Source organism: Glutamicibacter sp. ZJUTW, from assembly GCF_008370855.1.
Lineage (GTDB): Bacteria > Actinomycetota > Actinomycetes > Actinomycetales > Micrococcaceae > Glutamicibacter > Glutamicibacter nicotianae.
Map to the genome: position 1 here is coordinate 1,060,726 of NZ_CP043624.1, position 18,823 is coordinate 1,079,548.

19 protein-coding genes are annotated in these 18,823 nt (G+C 62.8%); 11 read left to right on the plus strand and 8 right to left on the minus strand.

Annotated elements, in window-relative coordinates; all coding sequences use genetic code 11:
* Nucleotides 1-15 precede the first annotated feature (15 nt).
* From F0M17_RS17825 to rbfA, 3 genes are all read left to right on the plus strand, one after another.
* The gene (locus F0M17_RS17825; protein WP_052253499.1) at nucleotides 16-336 is read left to right on the plus strand and encodes a YlxR family protein; all 321 of its coding nucleotides are present in this window, start codon (nucleotides 16-18) and stop codon (nucleotides 334-336) included.
* 176 nt (nucleotides 337-512) lie between these two features.
* Nucleotides 513-3,413, plus strand: a complete 2,901-nt coding sequence (gene infB / locus F0M17_RS05010; RefSeq protein ID WP_073706747.1) for a translation initiation factor IF-2 — start codon at nucleotides 513-515, stop codon at nucleotides 3,411-3,413.
* Between the two features lie 101 nt (nucleotides 3,414-3,514).
* Nucleotides 3,515-3,949, plus strand: coding sequence for a 30S ribosome-binding factor RbfA (rbfA, locus tag F0M17_RS05015; protein ID WP_073706748.1), 435 nt, complete (start codon nucleotides 3,515-3,517; stop codon nucleotides 3,947-3,949).
* 118 nt (nucleotides 3,950-4,067) lie between these two features.
* On the opposite strand, the gene F0M17_RS05020 is transcribed toward rbfA, so the two are convergent.
* Nucleotides 4,068-5,168: a ScyD/ScyE family protein gene (locus F0M17_RS05020; RefSeq protein WP_168201956.1), complete on the minus strand. Its 1,101-nt coding sequence runs from the start codon at nucleotides 5,166-5,168 to the stop codon at nucleotides 4,068-4,070.
* 424 nt (nucleotides 5,169-5,592) lie between these two features.
* Here F0M17_RS05020 and F0M17_RS05025 point away from each other — a divergent pair, with 424 nt between their 5' ends.
* The gene (locus tag F0M17_RS05025) at nucleotides 5,593-6,039 is read left to right on the plus strand and encodes a YdeI/OmpD-associated family protein (RefSeq protein WP_149596575.1); all 447 of its coding nucleotides are present in this window, start codon (nucleotides 5,593-5,595) and stop codon (nucleotides 6,037-6,039) included.
* Between the two features lie 17 nt (nucleotides 6,040-6,056).
* Here F0M17_RS05025 and F0M17_RS05030 read toward each other — a convergent pair whose 3' ends face one another.
* The 4 genes from F0M17_RS05030 to F0M17_RS05045 form a co-directional block, all read right to left on the minus strand.
* The gene (locus tag F0M17_RS05030) at nucleotides 6,057-7,541 is read right to left on the minus strand and encodes a molybdopterin-dependent oxidoreductase (protein ID WP_149596576.1); all 1,485 of its coding nucleotides are present in this window, start codon (nucleotides 7,539-7,541) and stop codon (nucleotides 6,057-6,059) included.
* 198 nt (nucleotides 7,542-7,739) lie between these two features.
* Nucleotides 7,740-8,564, minus strand: a complete 825-nt coding sequence (locus F0M17_RS05035) for an anti-sigma factor (protein ID WP_121866440.1) — start codon at nucleotides 8,562-8,564, stop codon at nucleotides 7,740-7,742.
* Nucleotides 8,564-9,145: an ECF RNA polymerase sigma factor SigK gene (gene sigK / locus F0M17_RS05040; RefSeq protein ID WP_073706751.1), complete on the minus strand. Its 582-nt coding sequence runs from the start codon at nucleotides 9,143-9,145 to the stop codon at nucleotides 8,564-8,566. The genes F0M17_RS05035 and sigK overlap by 1 nt, the downstream gene beginning before the upstream one ends.
* Nucleotides 9,146-9,315: 170 nt before the next feature.
* Entirely contained in the window at nucleotides 9,316-9,978 is a 663-nt protein-coding gene (locus F0M17_RS05045; protein WP_038989659.1) for a fasciclin domain-containing protein, read from the minus strand.
* 258 nt (nucleotides 9,979-10,236) lie between these two features.
* On the opposite strand from F0M17_RS05045, the gene truB reads away from it, so the two are divergent.
* The 6 genes from truB (at nucleotide 10,237) to rpsO (ending at nucleotide 14,203) form a co-directional block, all read left to right on the plus strand.
* Nucleotides 10,237-11,160, plus strand: a complete 924-nt coding sequence (truB, locus tag F0M17_RS05050; RefSeq protein ID WP_121866441.1) for a tRNA pseudouridine(55) synthase TruB — start codon at nucleotides 10,237-10,239, stop codon at nucleotides 11,158-11,160.
* 17 nt (nucleotides 11,161-11,177) lie between these two features.
* Entirely contained in the window at nucleotides 11,178-11,540 is a 363-nt protein-coding gene (locus F0M17_RS05055) for a hypothetical protein (RefSeq protein WP_083586687.1), read from the plus strand.
* 9 nt (nucleotides 11,541-11,549) lie between these two features.
* A complete protein-coding gene (locus F0M17_RS05060; protein ID WP_174787679.1) occupies nucleotides 11,550-12,017 on the plus strand; it encodes a hypothetical protein in 468 nt (155 codons plus the stop codon).
* Between the two features lie 64 nt (nucleotides 12,018-12,081).
* Nucleotides 12,082-13,035, plus strand: a complete 954-nt coding sequence (locus F0M17_RS05065) for a bifunctional riboflavin kinase/FAD synthetase (RefSeq protein ID WP_121866442.1) — start codon at nucleotides 12,082-12,084, stop codon at nucleotides 13,033-13,035.
* Between the two features lie 5 nt (nucleotides 13,036-13,040).
* A complete protein-coding gene (locus F0M17_RS05070; RefSeq protein ID WP_149596577.1) occupies nucleotides 13,041-13,826 on the plus strand; it encodes a class I SAM-dependent methyltransferase in 786 nt (261 codons plus the stop codon).
* A 107-nt stretch (nucleotides 13,827-13,933) separates the two neighbouring features.
* Nucleotides 13,934-14,203 carry a 30S ribosomal protein S15 gene (gene rpsO, locus F0M17_RS05075; protein ID WP_013348393.1) on the plus strand — a complete coding sequence of 90 codons (270 nt, stop codon included), beginning with the start codon at nucleotides 13,934-13,936 and terminating at the stop codon, nucleotides 14,201-14,203.
* A gap of 139 nt (nucleotides 14,204-14,342) precedes the next feature.
* Here rpsO and F0M17_RS05080 read toward each other — a convergent pair whose 3' ends face one another.
* Complete coding sequence (locus tag F0M17_RS05080) at nucleotides 14,343-15,080, minus strand: type 1 glutamine amidotransferase domain-containing protein (RefSeq protein WP_073706849.1); 738 nt, start codon at nucleotides 15,078-15,080, stop codon at nucleotides 14,343-14,345.
* Nucleotides 15,081-15,383: 303 nt separating this feature from the next.
* Here F0M17_RS05080 and F0M17_RS05085 point away from each other — a divergent pair, with 303 nt between their 5' ends.
* Entirely contained in the window at nucleotides 15,384-17,054 is a 1,671-nt protein-coding gene (locus tag F0M17_RS05085) for an amidohydrolase (RefSeq protein ID WP_246857136.1), read from the plus strand.
* A gap of 120 nt (nucleotides 17,055-17,174) precedes the next feature.
* Here the strand turns inward: F0M17_RS05085 and phnE are convergent, their stop codons facing one another.
* Both phnE and F0M17_RS05095 read right to left on the minus strand, forming a co-directional pair.
* Nucleotides 17,175-18,050: a phosphonate ABC transporter, permease protein PhnE gene (phnE, locus tag F0M17_RS05090; protein WP_073706756.1), complete on the minus strand. Its 876-nt coding sequence runs from the start codon at nucleotides 18,048-18,050 to the stop codon at nucleotides 17,175-17,177.
* A complete protein-coding gene (locus F0M17_RS05095) occupies nucleotides 18,047-18,823 on the minus strand; it encodes a phosphonate ABC transporter ATP-binding protein (RefSeq protein WP_073706757.1) in 777 nt (258 codons plus the stop codon). Before F0M17_RS05095 ends, phnE begins: the two co-directional genes overlap by 4 nt.

The following is an 18,823-nucleotide window of genomic DNA, read 5'->3' on the forward strand; positions in this document are numbered from 1 at the left end:
GGCGACGGCGCTCGCATGAAGCTGCATCAGCAACGCACGTGCATTGGCTGTCGAACCGTAACCAATAAGAACGAGCTGCTCCGTTGGGTCCTCAAAGACGGTGCACCGCTGCGTGCGGTGAATCTGGATCTGCAAGGTTCCGCTTTCGGGCGGGGCGCTTGGACCCACGGGACCGAAAAGTGTGTGCAGCAAGCAGTGCAGCGCCGAGCGTTCGCGCGGACCTTCAGATCCGCGGTAGACGATTCGCAGGTACTGCAGGAATTCACTGCATACGAAGATCAGTTGGCAGCAAGCCAGCTATCTGGCAAACATGATGAAAGCGGGTCAGAAATCTGATGGCAACCCGATGAGTCGGCAATGCTGAGCGCACAACGATGAATTATCAGTTCTGCGTGATCCACCGTGCGACGGAAGAATTTCACGAATTACACAGCTGATCTGCCAGACCGCTGATCCAAAGATTTATCTTTTGATACCGGGGTTTGAGCAGATCACATCGACACAGGAGAGATGTGGCTAAACCCCGCGTTCACGAGCTCGCCAAAGAGCTCGGAATCACTTCAAAAGAAGCACTAACCAAGTTGCAGGACATGGGCGAATTCGTTCGTTCCGCTTCCTCGACCGTTGAACCACCCGTAGCGCGCAAGCTGCGCGACGCATTCCCGGGTTCGAACGGTGCCGCCAAGCCAGCAGCAGCTGCGAAGCCAGCCGCCGCCAAGCCAGCGACCCCTGGAGCTCCAAAGCCGGCAGCTACCCCAGGTGGCTCGGCGCCGAAGCCAGGCGCCAAGCCGGCTCCGGCTCCTGCTGCACCAGCAGCACCTGCCGCTCCAACCGCGAAGGCAACCCCTGGCGCTCCATTGCCGGGTGCAGCCCCAGCACCGAAGCCAGGCGCCAAGCCGGCTCCAAAGCCAGGCGCTCCGCGCCCAGGCAACAACCCGTTCTCGTCCCAGCAGGGAATGCGCGGCGCTGAGTCCGGCGAACGCCGTGGCGGCGGCAGCCGCGAAGGCGGTCGTGCCCCACGTCCAGGCGCCCCACGTCCGGGCGGTCCACGTCCAGGCAACAACCCGTTCTCCTCGCAGCAGGGCATGCGCGGCGAAGGTGGCCAGGGCGGTCCTCGTCCGCCACGTGACGGCCAGCGCGGTCCACGTCCAGCTGGTGCTGGCGGTCCACGCCCGGCCCGCGACGGCCAGGGCGGCCCACGCCCGCCACGCGATGGCCAGCGCGGTCCACGTCCAGCCGGCGCAGGCGGCCCACGCCCAGCAGGCCAGGGCGCTCCACGCCCAGCTGGTGCAGGCGGTCCACGCCCAGGCGCCGGCACCACTGCAACTCCGCGCATGATGCCTAATCGCACCGATCGTCCAGCCCCAGCAGGCGGCGGACGTCCGGGTGCAGGTGCCGGCGGACGCGGTCGCCCAGGTGGCGGCGGCGGTGGCGGCACCGGTGGCGGCTTCCGCCCAGGCGCACCACGCGGCCGCGGTGGCGTTGGCGGCGCTTTCGGCAAGGGAGGCGCCGGTCGCGGCAAGCAGCGCAAGTCCAAGCGCGCAAAGCGCCAGGAATTGGAGCAGATGAGTGCTCCGTCATTGGGGGGCGTGAATGTTCCGCGCGGCACCGGTGACACCGAGATCCGTCTGCGCCGCGGCGCGTCGATCACCGATTTCGCTGACAAGATTGGCGCCAACCCGGCCGCGCTGGTGACCGTGCTGTTCCACCTCGGTGAAATGGCTACCGCAACCCAGTCGCTGGATGAGGCGACCTTCGAGGTGCTCGGTGAAGAGCTGGGCTACAAGGTGCTTGTCGTCTCCCCAGAGGACGAGGACAAGGAGCTGCTCGAAGGCTTCGGACTGGACCTGGAAGCCGAACTTGAGGCCGAAGGCGAAGACGTGCTCGAAGAGCGCGCCCCGGTCATCACCATCATGGGCCACGTCGACCACGGTAAGACCCGACTGCTGGATGCCATCCGCCAGTCGAACGTCATCGAGGGCGAGCACGGCGGCATCACCCAGCACATCGGTGCATACCAGATCAACCATGAGCACGAGGGCCGCCAGCGCGCGATGACCTTCATCGATACCCCGGGCCACGAGGCGTTCACCGCCATGCGTGCCCGCGGTGCCGAGGTCACCGACGTTGCAGTGCTGGTTGTCGCAGCGGACGACGGCGTCATGCCGCAGACCGTGGAAGCGCTGAACCACGCACAGGCTGCCGGCGTGCCGATCATCGTCGCAGTGAACAAGGTCGATAAGGAAGGCGCCAACCCTGACAAGGTCATGGGCCAGCTGACCGAGTACGGCCTGGTACCCGAGGAATACGGTGGCGACACCATGTTCGTGAAGGTTTCTGCACTGCAGAAGCAAGGTATCGAAGAGCTGCTGGACGCTGTCCTGCTGACCTCCGATGTCCTGGAACTGAAGGCGAACCCGGACAAGTCCGCTCGCGGCGTGGCTATCGAAGCGAACCTGGACAAGGGCCGCGGTTCGGTTGTCACCGTCCTGGTCCAGTCCGGTACCCTTTGCGTTGGCGACACCATGGTGGTGGGCACCGCCCACGGCCGTGTGCGTGCAATGTTCAACGAGAACGGCGAGAACCTCGACGTGGCACTGCCATCGCGTCCGGTACAGGTCCTGGGCATGTCCTCGGTTCCGCGTGCTGGCGACGGCTTCCTGATCACCGAAGACGAGCGCACCGCCCGCCAGATCGCTGACAAGCGCGAGACCGCAGAGCGCAATGCGTTGCTGGCCAAGCGCCGCAAGCGCATCACCTTGGAAGACTTCGACAAGGCTGTTGCCGATGGCAAGATCGATACCCTGAACCTGATCCTCAAGGGTGACGCTTCCGGTGCTGTCGAGGCACTGGAAGACTCGCTGATGAAGATCGAGGTAGGCGACGACGTGCAGCTGCGCGTGATCCACCGCGGTGTCGGTGCGATCACCCAGAACGACGTCAACCTGGCAACCGTGGACAACGCCATCATCATTGGCTTCAACGTCCGCCCAGCCGAGCGCGTGGCAGAACTGGCCGACAAGGAAGGCGTCGACATGCGCTTCTACTCGGTCATCTACTCCGCGATCGACGACATCGAAGCAGCGCTCAAGGGCATGCTCAAGCCGGAATACGAAGAAGTGGCCCTCGGTACCGCCGAGATCCGCCAGGTATTCCGCTCCTCGAAGTTCGGCAACATTGCCGGTTCGATCATCCGCTCGGGCACTATCAAGCGCAATTCCAAGGCCCGCCTGGTACGCGACGGCAACGTCGTGGGCGACAACCTGTCGATCGATTCGCTGCGCCGCGAGAAGGACGATGTCACCGAGGTCCGCGAGGGCTTCGAATGCGGTATCGGCCTGGGGTCGTTCAACGACATCAAGGAAGGCGACATCATCGAGACCTTCGAGATGCGCGAAAAGCCACGCGACTAATTGCCGACAGGCAATTAGCAGTGTGACTCACTGATTCGTGGGCGTTTGACCGATAAGCTTTGGTCAAGCGCCCACGAGTTTTGAACCATTAGGAGAAAACCATGGCTGATTCAGCCCGCGCCGCACGCCTGGCTAAGCGCGTACAGGTCCTCATGGCCCAGTCGCTGCGCAACGTCATCAAGGACGAGCGCATCGACAACGTCACCGTGACCGATGCCCGCGTCACCAACGACCTGCAGCACGCTACGGTGTACTACACCGTCTTTGGCGATGACGAGATGAAGAAGGACATCGCCGCCCTGCTGGAAAAGCGTGGCGGCGCCCTGCGCAAGGAATTGGGCCGGAACCTGACCATCCGCCTGACCCCGACGCTGGCCTTCGTCGCTGACGAGATTCCCGAGGGTGCCTCGCACCTGGAGGAACTGCTGGCCAAGGCCCGCGAGAAGGACGCTGAGGTCGCGGCCCTGCGCGAAGGCAAGGACTTCGCCGGAGACCAGGACCCATACAAGAAGGACGAGGACGCCGAAGAAGCCTAGGAGCTTCCCGGAATCCTTCCGCCCGGATGCAATGCTGGGGATCGCACCATGGTGCGATCCCCAGCATTTTTAATTCATGAGTTTCCGTCGCGGCAAGCCCTCCGGTGGATGCCGGTGATCAGCGGGCTATCCGGGCGCTGAGCAGGGTGCCCGAAGGCGTCAGGGCGTTGGCGGTGACCGCCACCCTGGTGCCGTCGATTGCCACATCAGAAGCCATCGGCACCGGCAGCACCGTCATGGACTCGCTGTGCCGGATGGCTCCCACGCCGCCACCGAAGAGCTCGGCCACGAACACCCGGCCGCGGTCATCGACCGCCACCCCGGTCGGGGCATTCAGCCCGGTGGCCACTAGCTGCGTGACCTTGCTGTGCAGGTTCATCCGGTAGACCTTGCCCTTCGACAGGCCCTCGCCCGGAACGCCGGGCAAGACGGCGTAGTAGAGCCACTGCTTGTGCACGGTGATGTCGGTAGGCACCGGCTGGGCCCAGTAATCCAGGCCCATCATGCACTCCGGAACGGCCAAGCCCATTTCCCCGGCCAAAGCCGCTACTTGCTCGGCGATCTTGATCGGCTCAGCCGGCAACGTCTTCAGCAGGGTGACCGTGCCGTCGGCTGCGACGTGGTAGAGGGCGTTGCCTCCGGCATCGCCCACGTACAGGCCGTTGGCGGCCGGAACGCTGGAGTACGGGTGCGAGTACACCTCGCCATGCGTCTGGAGGTACGGGGCCTGGGCCAGGCATTCGGGTGAGGCGTCACGTACGCCGTAGAGCGTCTGGCCATCCGGGTCGTGGGCCACCTCGTATTCGAACAGGTCCGCAAAGGTACGGGTGGATCCCTGGGCATCAATGGCCTTGACCAGTGCGGGCCCTTCGGCTTGCGGATCTTCATCCGTGCCGGCGAGGTTCTCGAAGTAATAGGTGTTGCCACGGTCATGCGAGACGCCCGCGATTTCCTTGCCGGGAGCCGATACCAAGACCTGGCGGGTGCCATCAGTTGAGATGGATGACAGGATTCCGCCGAAGGCCTCGGCGACAAGGTACGAGCCTTCGGGACCGAAAGCCACCTTGAGCGGACCGACGAGTCCCTCGGCAACGGACTGCACCGAATCAATGGACGGCTTGCTGTGCTCGGACGCACCGGCAGCGTGGGCCGGGGCAGCGACGAGCGGCACGGCAAGTAGCGATCCCGCCGCGAGGGCAGCGAGAACTCGGGATTTCATGGGAGATTCTCCTGGGAGTGCGAGTGAGCCGCGACCAGATGACGGCCGCGAAGAAGACGCAGACTTGAACCCGCTGAGTACCAGATGCTTCCAGAACCATGGCACGAGCCTGCTGAATCCGTGGAACACGGTCCTGGCGGCATCCCCCATGGATGTCGAGCCCAGCGGTGGCGCGTGGCAATGCGCTCATATGAATCGAACTCTAGGCCGGGGCACAGGGGTGGTCAAGGGTCCGTCGAGACTCATTTTAAAGTGCTCGCGAACCCCGAGCGGCAGCTGGCCGTTCTGATGCTCTGGACCGGTGTGATGTGCTGGCTGACTCGTGCCGGGAGCACTCATGGAACCGTGCGGGCCCATAGACCCGGTCCGAGTTCGTGGGATAGCGTAGCCATCACCAGCATAAGCCGAAACAGGGGTCCCGAGAATGCCAGAATTCATCACCGTGCTCAGTGCCACCGGCGGGAACAACGTCGGAATTGTCGTTCCAGATGACGTCGTTGCCGGATTCGGCCGTGGCAAGCGCGTTCCTGTCTTGGTAACCATTGACGGGGGATATAGCTACCGGAACACCATTTCATCGATGCGTGGCCAGCTCCTGATTTCCTTCAACGCTGAAACCCGCGCTGCCACGGGCAAGGGCGCAGGCGATGAGATCAGCGTGAAACTCGAATTGGATGAAGAGCCGCGGACCGTCGAAATTCCCGAGCCACTGGCCGTGCTGCTCTCCGCCGAGCCGCAGCTCCTTGAAGCGTGGAACAAGCTGTCCTACAGCAAGCAACGAGGCCATGTGGAGCCCATCGTGGCTGCCCGCGGCGAAGACACCAGGACGCGCCGGGTCGAGAAAGCTATCAAGGCGCTGCGCGACGAATAGGGTGCTGGTGAGCAAGGCTACTGCACGGTGAACTGCAGACGCTGCCAACCACTGGCGCCATTGGGCACAGGGTTGGCTTTCTCGCGGGTCTGCATCTTGCCCTGCGCATCATAGGCTCGCACCGACGCCGCATGCATGCCCGGTGCCGCGTCCTTCCACACGAAGCGCCACTGCCGCCATGTATCCAGCGACGCTTCGGCGGCCAGCTGCGCATCCTCCCAGGGGCCGTCATCGATCTGCACCTGCACGCGTGAAATGCCCCGGGTCTGCGCCCAAGCAGTTCCGCCCAAGACAACTTCCCCTGCAGGGACCTCGGCGAAGGGCCGAGGCGTGTCGATGCGGGAGGACATCTTGATGGGACCGCGTTCAGACCAGCCGCGGGTAGTCCAATAGGCGGCCTTGTCCTCGAAACGCGTCACCTCCAAATCAATCACCCATTTGGTGGCCGAGACATAGCCGTAGAGGCCGGGAACCACCATGCGCACGGGGAATCCGTGGTCGAAGGGCAGCGGCTCGCCGTTCATGCCGATAGCCAGCAAGGCCATCCGGTCATCGGTCAGCGCTTGTAGCGGTGTGGAAGCGCTGAAACCGTCATGAGAAGTCGAAAGCACCATATCGGCGCCGGCCTGGGGAACCGCGCGCTCCAGCACCTTGCGCAGCGGGTAGCCCAGCCACTTCGCGTTGCCTACCAGATCTCCTCCGACAGGATTCGATACGCAGGTCAGGGTCAGATACGTTTCCACGAGTTCCTCGCCCAGCAGCTCGTCGAAGCCGATGGTGAATTCATTCTCCACCATGCCGTGCACGCGCAAGGACCACTGGTTCGGGTCGATCTGCGGCACCGACAGCGCGGTGTCGATGCGGTAGAAATCCTGGTTGGGAGTAACGAAGCGGGGCATATTCGCCTCCTCTATTTGCACTCCTTCGGGCAGGGCCTTGGCCTTCGTCCGGGCCGCTGGCAGGCGCAGGGCGTTGCGGGCGGCGACAGCCATATTGCGTGTAGCGGAGACGGAGGTGGACACCGCGGTGGCCAGTGCCGCGGCCGCCAAGGACAGGACCGCGCCGCGCAAGAATATTCTGCGGCTTGGGCCGGCAGCTGCCGTGCCCTGGCCGGGTTCGGGGACGGTGGCTGTAGCCAGCCGGGCCAGCCAATGAAGAGCTCCGATGCCGGCGACTGCGCCCAGCACCGTAGGGACAACATCCAGCAGGCTGGTGGACGCGCGGGCGGCCACAGCGCTGGCAAGCACCAGCGCCAAAGCAATGATGGCGGTGCAGGCCAACGCGAAACTCCGCTTGGCCAGCAGGCCGATCAGGGCAGAGAGCACCGCTGCCGCCACGCCGATGGAAATGAACAGCGCCAGCTTGTCATTGGTCCCGAAGGTGGCGATGGCGAAGTCCTTGAGCCATGGAGGCGTCAAGTCGATGATGGCAGACCCCAGTGCGAAAAACGGCGAGGAAGCACTCTTGAAAAATGCCGAGGCCAACTGGGCGACGGCAAACATGAGCGCTGCCGAACATATTCCGGCTACCGCGTGGAAAACGTAAACCCTGCTGCCGCGCTTGTTCTTGAAGCCCACTGCCACTCACCTCATGCGTTTCGTTCCATGTTCCCCTCCCTAATGCGGGGGAACAACCACTCACAGTGTTTTCGGAACGGGACGCACAGCAGATTGGAACCGGCTACAAGATTTTCTGCGATCTCATAGCGACTGCAGCATGATGGGATCCGTCGTCGGGGCGGGGGAGCCGGTGGCCGGCTCGACGGTGATCCCGAAATGAGTGATCCCCTGCATCGGATCGGAAACCATGATCATGCCGTTGGCATCGCTGCCCGTGAGCATTCCTGCCGGGACTGCGCCGTCGGCGGAAATCAGCCACAGCTCGTACCCTTTGTCGCTGGACAGCTCCGGCATGCCCGAGGTGGAAACCGCCATCAGTCCTTCGGCCGCGGAATAGGACAGCGTGATCGTTGCCCCGTCATCCAAGGTCTGCGTCTTGGACTTGGCATCGGGAGCCCCCAGGATCCGGGCGAGCTCTTCCTGATGTTCGGCCATGGCTGCCATTTTGCTTTCCAGCTCGCGCTGCTCGGAATTCTGCTGGATGGCCAAGCCGCCCAACGCCGCCGCTGCCAGTAGCAGGACGCCGGCGGCCAAGGCGAAGAAGCGCTGGTTGCCGCGCGGTGCCCCGGGCTGCGACGCCGGGGGCGTAGCCGGGGTATCGGATTCACGTTCCGCACCAGCCGTGGAGCCACTGGCGGGGGAGCTGCCCGAGGCAGGCTCCTGGTCCTGGACGGGCGGCAGCTGCTCGGTGGCGCGGATAGCTGCCATGACATCGTTCTTGAGCCGTGCTGGGGGAGCAACCGGCTGCGCTGCCAAGCCGAGCAGTCCAGCAGTTTCCTGCAAGGCATCCAGCTCGTGGCGGGCCTGGGCGGCATCTGAGTCCTGGTGCGCGAGCTTGCCGCGGTCCTCGTCTCCCAGAGCTTCCAGGGCGAAGCTGTCGGTCCGCTCGTTCTCATGCTTTTCCATTACGCCACTCCCATCAGTTCTCGAAGCTTGCCCATGCCATCGCGTATTCGCGTTTTAGCGGTTCCCACCGGTACTTTCAGCAGCTCAGCGACTTCCAGGTGGGTGTATCCGCCGAAGTAGGCCAGCTGTATGGCTTCGCGTTGCGGTGCGCTGAGCTGTTGCAGTGCCCGGGCAACGCGTACGGTCTCGTCGTGCAAGATGGCGTTCTCTTCCACGTCTTCGTAGCTGTCCTGGAATTCCTTGATTCCAATGCGCAGATCCCGGGCTTGGCTCGCTTGGCTGGAGCGCACCCGGTCCACGGCTCGGCGGTGGGCTATGGTCAGCAGCCAGGATGCAGCGGTTCCGCGGGACGGATCGAAGCGCTTGGCCTGCTGCCACGCTTCGACGAATACTTCCTGGGTGACCTCTTCGCTCTGCGCCTGGTCGCGAAGCACCCGCAGCACGAGGCCGAAGACCCGCGATGCCATGGCATCATAGAGCGATTCGAAGGCAGATTCGGCCCCCAGCGCGACCTGCCGCAACAAGTCGTCTGGCGTTTGCACGGAATCGTCTTCTATGGCGTCGAGTCTATTGGAACTCATGAATCCTAGAGTCTCATGCATTTGTGCCTCAGCGGCGCTCTGCGGTGGCGTGGCGTTCGGGAAATAGCTGGGCTGAGGGAACCACGTTCCCGCAGCACCGGCGAAGGTGGTGCATGGAAGGTATTCCACGCACCACCTCCATGCCGGCGGACCTGCTGTTTCCGGGGGTGCTACTTCTTGGCCGGCGGCATCAGGACGGTGTCCACCAGGTACACGGTCGCGTTGGCGGTTTGCACGCCGCCGCAGATGACCGAGGCCCCGTTGACTTCCAGATCATCACCGCTGCCGGTGACTTCAAGATCCTCGCCCTGGACCGTTTTGTGGGTTCCGGGAAGATCAGCCGGTGCGATCTGGCCGGAAACCACATGGTAGGTCAGCACGCTGGTCAGGGTGTCGGCGTCCTTGGCCACTGCTGCCAAGTCATCCTTCGGAATCTCGGCGAAGGCGTCATCCACCGGTGCGAAGACGGTGAATTCGCCGCCGTTGAGCGTATCGACCAGGTCCACGTCCGGGTTCAGCTCACCGGATACCGCCGAGGTCAGCGTGGTCAGCAGCGGGTTATTCGAGGCGGCGACGGCTACTGGATCCTGCGCCATGCCTTCTACCGAGCCATCACCGGTCGGGACTGCTTCGGCGTAGGCTGCGCAGCCTGGGCCAACGAGATTTCCGGCTGGATCCATGGCCGACTCGCTGGCCATCGGAGAGCTGCTTTCCGAAGCGGAAGCGGTGGGCGATTCCATGGTTTCCGAACCTGTCGAGCAGGCGCTCAGTCCCATGGCGGCGACTGCGATGAGCCCGAAGACTCCAGCGGCTTTGCTGTATGTGCGCTTCATGATTTTCTCCTTGCTTCGCCGCGACTATTGTCGTCGGTTCCTTTCCTGTCCGTGCGGAGCAGGCTGTCATGGAGCATTCGGTGCCGGATGCCTGGCGGATTGGAATCCCGTCAAAATAATTTTCCAGTCCCTCTGTGACGCGGCGTCCGGGCGGGTCTGCAGCCACGCTATCGGAGGGGGATTGGTCCGCACGTGGGATCTGCCACGCTTGGAACCCGCGGCAGGCTTATTCTCTGCACAGCCCATATACTGGAAGGCGTGAGTAAAGCCGGGCAGAACACGCAAGAGCAGGCATCAGGCCTCGTATTAGTCGACAAAGACCAGGGAATGACCTCCCATGACGTGGTGGGCCGCATCCGCCGACTCGCTGGGACCAGGAAAGTCGGCCATGCCGGCACCCTGGACCCGATGGCCACCGGCGTGCTGGTGATCGGCGTGAACAAGGCAACCCGCTTGCTGACTTACATCGTGGGCCACGACAAGACCTACACCGCCACCATCCGCCTGGGGCAGAACACCGTCACCGACGATGCCGAAGGCGAGATCATTTCCGAACGCATCGCAGCAGCTGTCAGCGACGAGGACATCGAACGCGAGGTGGCCCGGCTGCGCGGCGACATCCAGCAGACCCCGAGCTCGGTCTCGGCCATCAAGGTCGATGGCAAGCGTTCCTACGCCCGCGTGCGCGCCGGCGAACAGGTGGAGCTCAAGGCCCGTCCGGTGACCATTTCGCGTTTCGAGATCCACGAGGTGCGCCGCGAAAACGGCGGCAAGATCCTCGACGTTGACGTCACCGTCTCCTGCTCATCCGGAACCTACATCCGTGCGCTGGCCCGCGATCTGGGCGAAGCATTGAACGTGGGCGGGCATCTCACCGCGCTGCGCCGTACCGAGGTGGGCCCGTACAAGATCGAGCTCACCCGCACCTTGGAGCAGCTGGCCCAGGAATTCGAGATCCTCCCCATTGAAAAGGCTGCCGCGGCGCTGTTCCCCAACCGCACGGTCAGCGTCGACGAAGCAGTCGAGCTGTCGTTCGGCCGCACCATCCCCGCCTCGCACTTGAGCATGGACATCGCCGAAGGTCAGACCGTTGCCGCGTTCGCGCCCAACGGCGTGCTCGTCGCGTTGCTGGAAGACAAGGGCGACAAGGCCCGTACCGCCTTGGTCTTCACCGCCAAGTAATCCCGAAAGGACCTGGCTTGATTGCCCTGAATGGATTCTTCATCGCCGGCGCGGTGGTCTGTGCGCTGGCGTTTCTGGTGGCAGTGATTGCAACAGCAATTCGCAAGCACCCGGATGACTGGGCGCTGATCGGCGCGGTGGCCACCGAGCTGTTCCTGATTGCCTACGGCATTGCGGCGGTGATCCGCCAGGCTGGCGGCAACGCGGTGCAGGGGGACCCGGTGGAATTCTGGGGCTACTTCATCACGGCGCTGATCATGCCGCCGATCGCCTTCTTCTGGGCCATCAGCGAGAAGAGCCGCTGGTCCAACGCCGTGCTGGCCGCGTCAGCCGCGGTCACTTTCGTTATGGTGTTCCGCATGGAACAGATCTGGCAGTAGGAGTACCCCATGGGTGAAAAGCAGCGCAACTCGCGCATCATGCAGGCCGCCGAGGCCCGCAGCGCCAACAAGGCCCCCAAGCCGAGCCGGTCCACCGGCCTGGGCCGCGTGATCATTGCCGTCTACGGCATCCTCGCTCTTGCGGCGACGGTCCGCGCGGTCTACCAGATCATGAGCAAATTCGACGAGGCTCCGATCGCGTACAGCCTGTCGCTGGTTTCCGGCCTGATCTACATCCTGGCCACGTTCTCGCTGTCCTCGGCCAAGCGTGGCGCCTGGCTGGTCTCGCTGTATGCGGTAGCCATTGAATTGGTGGGCGTGATCGTCGTGGGAATCCTGTCGCTGACCCACCCCGAAGAATTCGCGCATCCATCGGTGTGGAGCGGTTTTGGCGAAGGGTACGGATACGTTCCGCTGGTTCTGCCGCTCATCGGATTGTGGTGGCTGTACCGTAACCGTAATGAGCGTCACGTCTAAAGACGTGCAAGAATTACCTCGGTGGGTTTTCCATCCACCGCAGCAGAATTTCTGAAGGAGCAAAGTGCACTATTGGAAGGGCTTGGATGCCGTCCCCGCGGATATGGCGCCCACTGTCGTGACCATTGGCAACTTTGACGGTGTCCACCTGGGCCACTGCGAAGTGCTGGATGCAGCTGTCACACAGGCCAAAGCGCGCTCTGCACAATCGGTGGCAATCACTTTCGACCCGCACCCGGCGCTGGTGCACCGTCCCGAGAGTGCTCCTGAATTGATCATGGGCATCGCCGACCGCATCGACACCCTGGCTAGCGTTGGCCTGGACGCCACGCTGATGATCCACTACACCCTGGAATTTGCGGATCAAAGCGCTGAAGAGTTCGTCCGTTCCATCATCGTGGAGAAGCTGAACGCCGTAGCCGTCGTTGTCGGGCACGATGTGCGGTTCGGCCGCGGCAATTCCGGAGACTTCGGCTACATGCAGGAGCTGGGAGCCAAATACGGTTTCGAGGTCATCGGCGTTGAAGACGTGGGGGATAAGCGGCGCTTGTCTTCGACCTGGGTGCGCGAGGAACTGGCGGCTGGCAACGTTGAGGCCGCCGCCGCGATCCTCGGCCGGCCGCATCGCATGCGCGGCGAAGTAGTGCATGGCCACGCCCGCGGACGCGAGCTGGGATTCCCCACCGCAAATCTGGATCCCGAAGCCACCGGGATCATCCCTGCCGATGGCGTGTATGCCGGCTGGGTCATTGATGAGGCCGAGGTGCGTTGGCCGGCGGCAATTTCCGTTGGCTCGAACCCGACCTTCGATGGTGTCTCCCGCGTGGTCGAGGCGCATGTGATCGACCGTCCCGAAGAAGGGGTGGAAGATTTCGACCTGTATGGCCAGCAGATTGTCGTCGAGTTCATTTCCCATCTGCGTCCGATGGTCGCCTACCGCGGCATCGAAGCCTTGATTGAGCAGATGACCGAGGATGTCGACCAGGCCCGTGCGGTACTGGCTGCCGAACGCCACTAGGAATCATGGCTGAAATACCTTCGTTGCCGCAACGCGCCTTCGTTGTGGGAGCACAGCGCCGCGAAGAATTGGCATCGGCGTTCCAGTCGGATGCCGAAAGCTATGACAAGATCCGTCCTTCCTATCCCCAGGAAGCGCTGGATTTCACGTTGCAGAACCGACCGGCAACTGCGGTGGATATCGGTTGCGGTTCGGGGATCTTCACCGAGCAACTGGTTTCTGCAGGCTTGGAAGTCACCGCCGTAGATCCGTCCGCGGACATGCTCTCGGTCCTATCCAAGCGCTTGCCGCAGATCGAGGTGGTCTGCGCCACGGGCGAAGCCACCGGCTTGGACGCTGGCAGTGCCGACCTGGTGACCTACGCGCAGGCATGGCATTGGGTTGACCACCCGCAAGCCAGTGCCGAAGCGGCGCGCTTGCTGCGTAACGGCGGTTGGCTGACGTTGCTGTGGAACCAGCTGGATGTCACCGTTCCCTGGGTGCACCGCTTGGCACGGATCATGCATGCAGGCGACGTGCACCGGCCCGAGCTGGAGCCGCCGTTGGGACCGCAGTTCCAGAAGCCGGAGCATGGCATCTGGCATTGGTCCATGGAGCTGGACTTCCACGAGATTATCGAGCTGACCAAATCACGCAGCTACTACCGCAAGTCCTCGGACACCACGCGGGCCAAGGTCGAAGCGAACCTGGCATGGTACTGGCATGAGCATTTGGGGCATGAGCCAGATAAGAAGGTGCAGGTGCCGTATCTCACCCATGCTTGGAGGTCCCGCCGGCGTCCCCGTCGGTGATATGATTGACGATGGTTCTCGCTGCAGTCCGCGGTTGCGAGTTTCCCCTGTGAATGCCTCGGCGTTCGCACTGACTTATGAACGCGGTCCAACTCTAGGAGTTTGTTATGGCTTTGGATGCCACTATCAAGAACGAAATCATCAAGGCTTACGCTACCCACGAGGGTGACACCGGTTCGCCTGAGGTTCAGATTGCCGTCATGTCCCGCCGTATTTCGGACCTGACCGAGCACCTGAAAATGCACAAGCATGACCACCACACCCGCCGTGGCCTGATGGCTCTGGTTGGTCGCCGTCGTCGTATGCTCGGCTACCTGAAGAACACCGACATCGAGCGTTACCGTTCGCTGATCGAGCGTTTGGGCCTGCGCAAGTAGTCCTTGGCTTCAGAGCAAGAAAATCCCCGCCTCCATTCCAGGAGGCGGGGATTTTTCTTGCCTGGCAGGGGAAGATCCGCTTAGCCGCGGTTGGGGGCGATCCCTTTCCGTGCTGCTCCAGGCTGAACCGCGTCGCCGCTTACTCTGCCTTGGCCTCAGTTTCAGCTTCGGCTGCCGCGGCCTCTTCGGCCTTTTCCTGATGGATCACCTCGGCCAAGAGCTTTTCCATCTCTTTCGCGACCCCGGCTGCGGACGCCGGGTTCTGCCCGGTCACCAGTCGTTCGGAGACTTGTACATTTTCTTCGAAGTTATCGGCGGCGATATGCGTAGCGCCTTGCTCGGTGAGCTTGTCTGCGAGGAAGAATGGAATGATCTTGTCCTTGCCGACGGCCACTTCTTCGTCGTTGGTGAACGCTGCAACGGTCTTGCCGCTCAGGAGCTTCAGGCCATGATGCAACTCGACATCCAGCAGTCCAGCTGGTCCGTGGCAGACGGCGCCGACGACGCCACCCTTGTTGTAGATGTCGCTGACCACCTTCTGCAGGCCAGCATTGCCTGCGAAGTCCCACATGGTGCCGTGGCCACCCACGAGATACACCGCGTCGTACTGCGCAGGATCCACCACCTCGACACGTGCCGTGTTGTACAAGCCGGCACGGGTTGTCTCGTCTTGGGTGAATTGCACCTGGATCGGGTCATCCTGGTCCACCGTGTCGCGCGGGGGCTGTCCGCCCTTGATGGACGCAAAGTCGACGAAGTGCCCGGAATCCCGGAACACCTTCCATGGGTGCGCGGCCTCGGCGACGTTGTAACCGGTAGGCTCCTTGTCCTCGCCGATTTCGGAAACGCTGGTCAGGACCATGAGGATTTTCTTCAAGGTGTGCTCCTTTCGCATTCGTCCTTCCACCCTTGTACAACCTGCAGGCTGTCGCAAGGGGGACGCACAAGTTGCCAGCATGTTGTGCGGAACCATGCACCAAGATGTGAGCTAGCGGAACCTTCCCTGGCCTGCAATTCCATGTGACGTTGGCGTGCAATGACAACGAATCCTGCGCGCAAAGCCAACACCCCAGGTGCGGACTTTGCCAGAATGAATGCACCCGCCGGGCGGCCGCCCGCCTTGCTTCCAGAAGGTTGCACAGGCCATCCGCCACGGGTCCCTGTCGAAAGGAATGCATTCGTGAACACAGTCCCTGACCTGATTATTTTCAACGGCACCATTCATACGCTGGATCCGCGAGACAGCATCGCCACAGCGATGGCGGTCAGCGAAGGAAAAATCGTTGCGCTTGGCGATGATGCCCTGGAGCTGCGCGGGGAAGAAACGGAGATGATCGATCTGGGCGGGTCCGCGATCATGCCCGGGCTGATGGATGTGCACAACCATCACATGATTGCCGGGCAGATGGACCTGTTCGAGCTCAACGTGCCGCCGACGCTCACCCTCGATGGGTTCCTGGAAGCCGTAGCGGCATGGTCGCAGAAGCTGGACGCGGACCAGTGGGTTATCGGCGGCAGCTGGGGCTCGAGCCTGTTCAGCGAGCTCAACACACCCCAGGCGCTGGAGCGGCTGGATGAGGCCACCGGTGGACGGCCGGCCTTGTTCAAGGACGATGCAAAGCACAACCGGTGGGCGAACAGCCGCGCAATGGAATTTGCTGGCATCACCGATGCGACCGTTGACCCCGACGGCGGGAAAATCATGCGGGATGCCGAAGGGCGTGCCACCGGTGTGCTGCTTGAAGCCGCCGGAGTCATTGTCGAGCAGGCACGCGAGAGCTTGAGCCCGACACCGACCTCGCAAGTGGCCGAAGCCGCTGCACGAGGCATGGAAATACTGCATTCCTACGGCATCACCGGATTCCAGGATGCCGCCGCCTCCTTGCAGCTCATGCAGGCATTGAAAGAATTGGACAATGCGGGGAACCTGCACGCCTGGGTGGTCACCAGCATGCAGGCCAACGACTTCATTTTCGGAACCCATCCGCTGGGCGAGGGGATCATTGCGCAGCGTGAGCCAACCAGGTCCGCCCACCACCGTCCGGATTTCATCAAGATCTTCCTCGACGGCGTCCCTCCGGCCGGTACCGGAGCCTTCATCGAACCGTATCTGGAGGGCGTGGGTTTCCCGGAATGCCATTGCGGCAGCACGACCATGCCGCCAGAAGAACTCGAAGGCTGGCTGATGAGCACAGCAGTGCGGGGCATTTCAGCAAAGATCCACTGCACCGGCGATGCCTCGGTGCGACTGGTCCTGGACACTATCCAGAAGGTGCGCGAGGCTGGCTTAAGCGAGCCGAAGTACCATATCGCCCATGGCCAGTTCATTCACCCGGACGACCTGCCGCGCTTTGCAGAATTGGAAGTCACCGCGGACATCTCGCCGTCATTGTGGTTCCCGGGGGTGATCGCCGAAGCGATGAAACTGGTCCTTCCCGCCGAACGGGCATCCAGGATGCACCCGAACAAGACCTTGCTGGCCAGCGGGGCGCTGGTTGCCGGAGGCTCGGACTGGCCGGTGAGCGTCTCTCCGAATGCCTGGGAGGGAATCTACGGGTTGATCACCCGCAAGGATCCTACCGGGTCGTTCCCCGGAACCCTCTGGGAAGAGGAAGCGGCGACCTTGGCTGATGCCTTGCGCATCTACACGATCAATTGCGCCAAGGCCATGGGGCTGGAGGAACTGACCGGATCGCTGGAAGTAGGCAAATCCGCCGACTTCATCATGCTCTCGGCGGACCCGTTCGAAGTGGCCCTCGACCAGTTGCCGCTGATCACTGCGCAGCAAACCTGGTTCAGCGGGCAGAAAGTCTATGACCGTCTTGAATCCTTGAGCGTGCCGGTGAGCTAGACGCAGGCCCGGTAAGCTGAAAGCCGCCCAGACGCCAAGAGCCCCAGCTGGTGTCCATGATCCTTTCCGGATCATGGACACCAGCTGGGGTCGAGCGAGTTTTGCCGCTTGTTGTGGAGGCTAGACAGCCAGCTTCCGGCGGATGAAGCCCGATGCCTGGTCAACCACGATGATCAAGAGCAGGACGATGATGATATGCGTGAGCATCGTATCGAACTGGAAGGACTTGATCGCCTGGTTGATGAGCAGGCCGATGCCGCCGGCGCCGACCAGGCCCAGAACCAGCGAGGAACGGACATTCACATCGAAGCGGTACAGCAGCAGGCCAACGAACTGCGGGATGACCAGTGGCAATGATCCATGAGCCAGCTGCTGCAGTCGTGATGCGCCGGTGGTGGACAGTGCCTCTTGCGGACCCTGATCGGTTTCTTCCAGGGATTCGGCCCAGAGCTTTCCCATCACGCCGGTGTTGTGGCAGATCAACGCCAGCACACCGGCGAACGGACCCAGGCCCACCGCGGTGACGAAGATCAGTGCGAAGACGATATCGGGTACTGCACGGAAGAACGACAGGATGCTGCGTGCGGTTTGGTAGGCCAGCGGATGCGGCGTCGTTGTCCGGCAGGCCAGCACGGCGAGCACCAGGGCCGTGGGAATGGAGAGGGTGGTGCCCAGCAGGCCGATCCACAAGGTGACCAGCGTTGCCTCCAAGCCAGGTCGGATGACTTTGTCCCAGCTCAGATCCGGCGGGAATGCATCGCTGATGAAGCGTGCCATACCGCGCCAGCCTTCCACGAGCAGCGCCGGATCGAAGTCAGTTCCGGTGATGGCCAAGTAGTGAAGGACGGCAATCACGGCAATTCCGGTTGCCCAGAGGGTGCGGCGGGTCGTCTTGTGCGGATCCTTGGGCAGTGCCGGTGCCGTCTTTGCCGCGGCCTTGTGCGAAGTTCGTTCCACTGCCTGCTCCTTGACGCGGCTTGGGGTATGGAGGCTCATGCTGCAATCCTTTCGGGGGAGTAGAGAACATCCAGGAAGTCGGTGCTGAGGTTCTGTACGGGGCCGTCGAAGGCGATGCGCCCGTGCAGCAGCCCGATGGCGCGGTCTGCGTACCTCTGGGCAAGCACTGGCTGGTGCAATACCGCTGCCACAGCGAGGTTTTCTTCGTGCGCCAGGGTAGCGAGCAATTCCATGATGTTCTCGGCCGCATGCGGGTCCAGCGCGGAAACCGGCTCATCGGCAAGCAGCACCGAGGCACGCTGGCACAGTGCCCGGGCGACGGCTACACGCTGCTGCTGTCCGCCAGATAGGCGTCCGACCTTGTCCAGTGCCCGGTCAGCCATGCCAACCCGGTCCAGGCAGGCCATCGCTTCTTGGCGCAGTTCTCGCGAAAAGAACGCGGGGGAGAGCGATCCCAGGCCGGAGACGCGGGACAGGGCACCGGCGCAGACGTTGTCCAATGCCGTGCGGCGGGGCACCAGGTGGATCTTCTGGAACACCATGGCTGCCCGGGATCGCGCACGGGCCAGGTCGCGGCCATGCAGATCAGCGAGGTGGACGCCATCCAATTCGATGCTTCCAGTGTCCGGATTGGTTAAACCGGCGACGCACTTGAGGGTGGTGGATTTTCCGGAGCCATTGGCACCCAGGAACGCCACGAGCTCGCCGCGGTTGACGGAGAAATCGACGTCATCAAGCACGCGGCGCTGGTTGAAGGTCTTGGCCAGGGACTTCACCGAGAGGGCTGGGCCGGTATTCAGCGTAGTGTTCAT

Bases quoted from the DNA above. Each gene is read 5' to 3' on its own strand.
- F0M17_RS17825 (WP_052253499.1), top strand. From the start codon at position 16: ATGAAGCTGCATCAGCAACGCACGTGCATTGGCTGTCGAACCGTAACC.
- rbfA (WP_073706748.1), top strand. From the start codon at position 3,515: ATGGCTGATTCAGCCCGCGCCGCACGCCTGGCTAAGCGCGTACAGGTC.
- F0M17_RS05020 (WP_168201956.1), bottom strand. From the start codon at position 5,168: ATGAAATCCCGAGTTCTCGCTGCCCTCGCGGCGGGATCGCTACTTGCC.
- F0M17_RS05025 (WP_149596575.1), top strand. From the start codon at position 5,593: ATGCCAGAATTCATCACCGTGCTCAGTGCCACCGGCGGGAACAACGTC.
- F0M17_RS05030 (WP_149596576.1), bottom strand. From the start codon at position 7,541: ATGTTTGCCGTCGCCCAGTTGGCCTCGGCATTTTTCAAGAGTGCTTCC.
- F0M17_RS05035 (WP_121866440.1), bottom strand. From the start codon at position 8,564: ATGGAAAAGCATGAGAACGAGCGGACCGACAGCTTCGCCCTGGAAGCT.
- sigK (WP_073706751.1), bottom strand. From the start codon at position 9,145: ATGAGTTCCAATAGACTCGACGCCATAGAAGACGATTCCGTGCAAACG.
- F0M17_RS05045 (WP_038989659.1), bottom strand. From the start codon at position 9,978: ATGAAGCGCACATACAGCAAAGCCGCTGGAGTCTTCGGGCTCATCGCA.
- F0M17_RS05060 (WP_174787679.1), top strand. From the start codon at position 11,550: ATGGGTGAAAAGCAGCGCAACTCGCGCATCATGCAGGCCGCCGAGGCC.
- F0M17_RS05070 (WP_149596577.1), top strand. From the start codon at position 13,041: ATGGCTGAAATACCTTCGTTGCCGCAACGCGCCTTCGTTGTGGGAGCA.
- rpsO (WP_013348393.1), top strand. From the start codon at position 13,934: ATGGCTTTGGATGCCACTATCAAGAACGAAATCATCAAGGCTTACGCT.
- phnE (WP_073706756.1), bottom strand. From the start codon at position 18,050: ATGAGCCTCCATACCCCAAGCCGCGTCAAGGAGCAGGCAGTGGAACGA.
- F0M17_RS05095 (WP_073706757.1), bottom strand. From the start codon at position 18,823: ATGAACACTACGCTGAATACCGGCCCAGCCCTCTCGGTGAAGTCCCTG.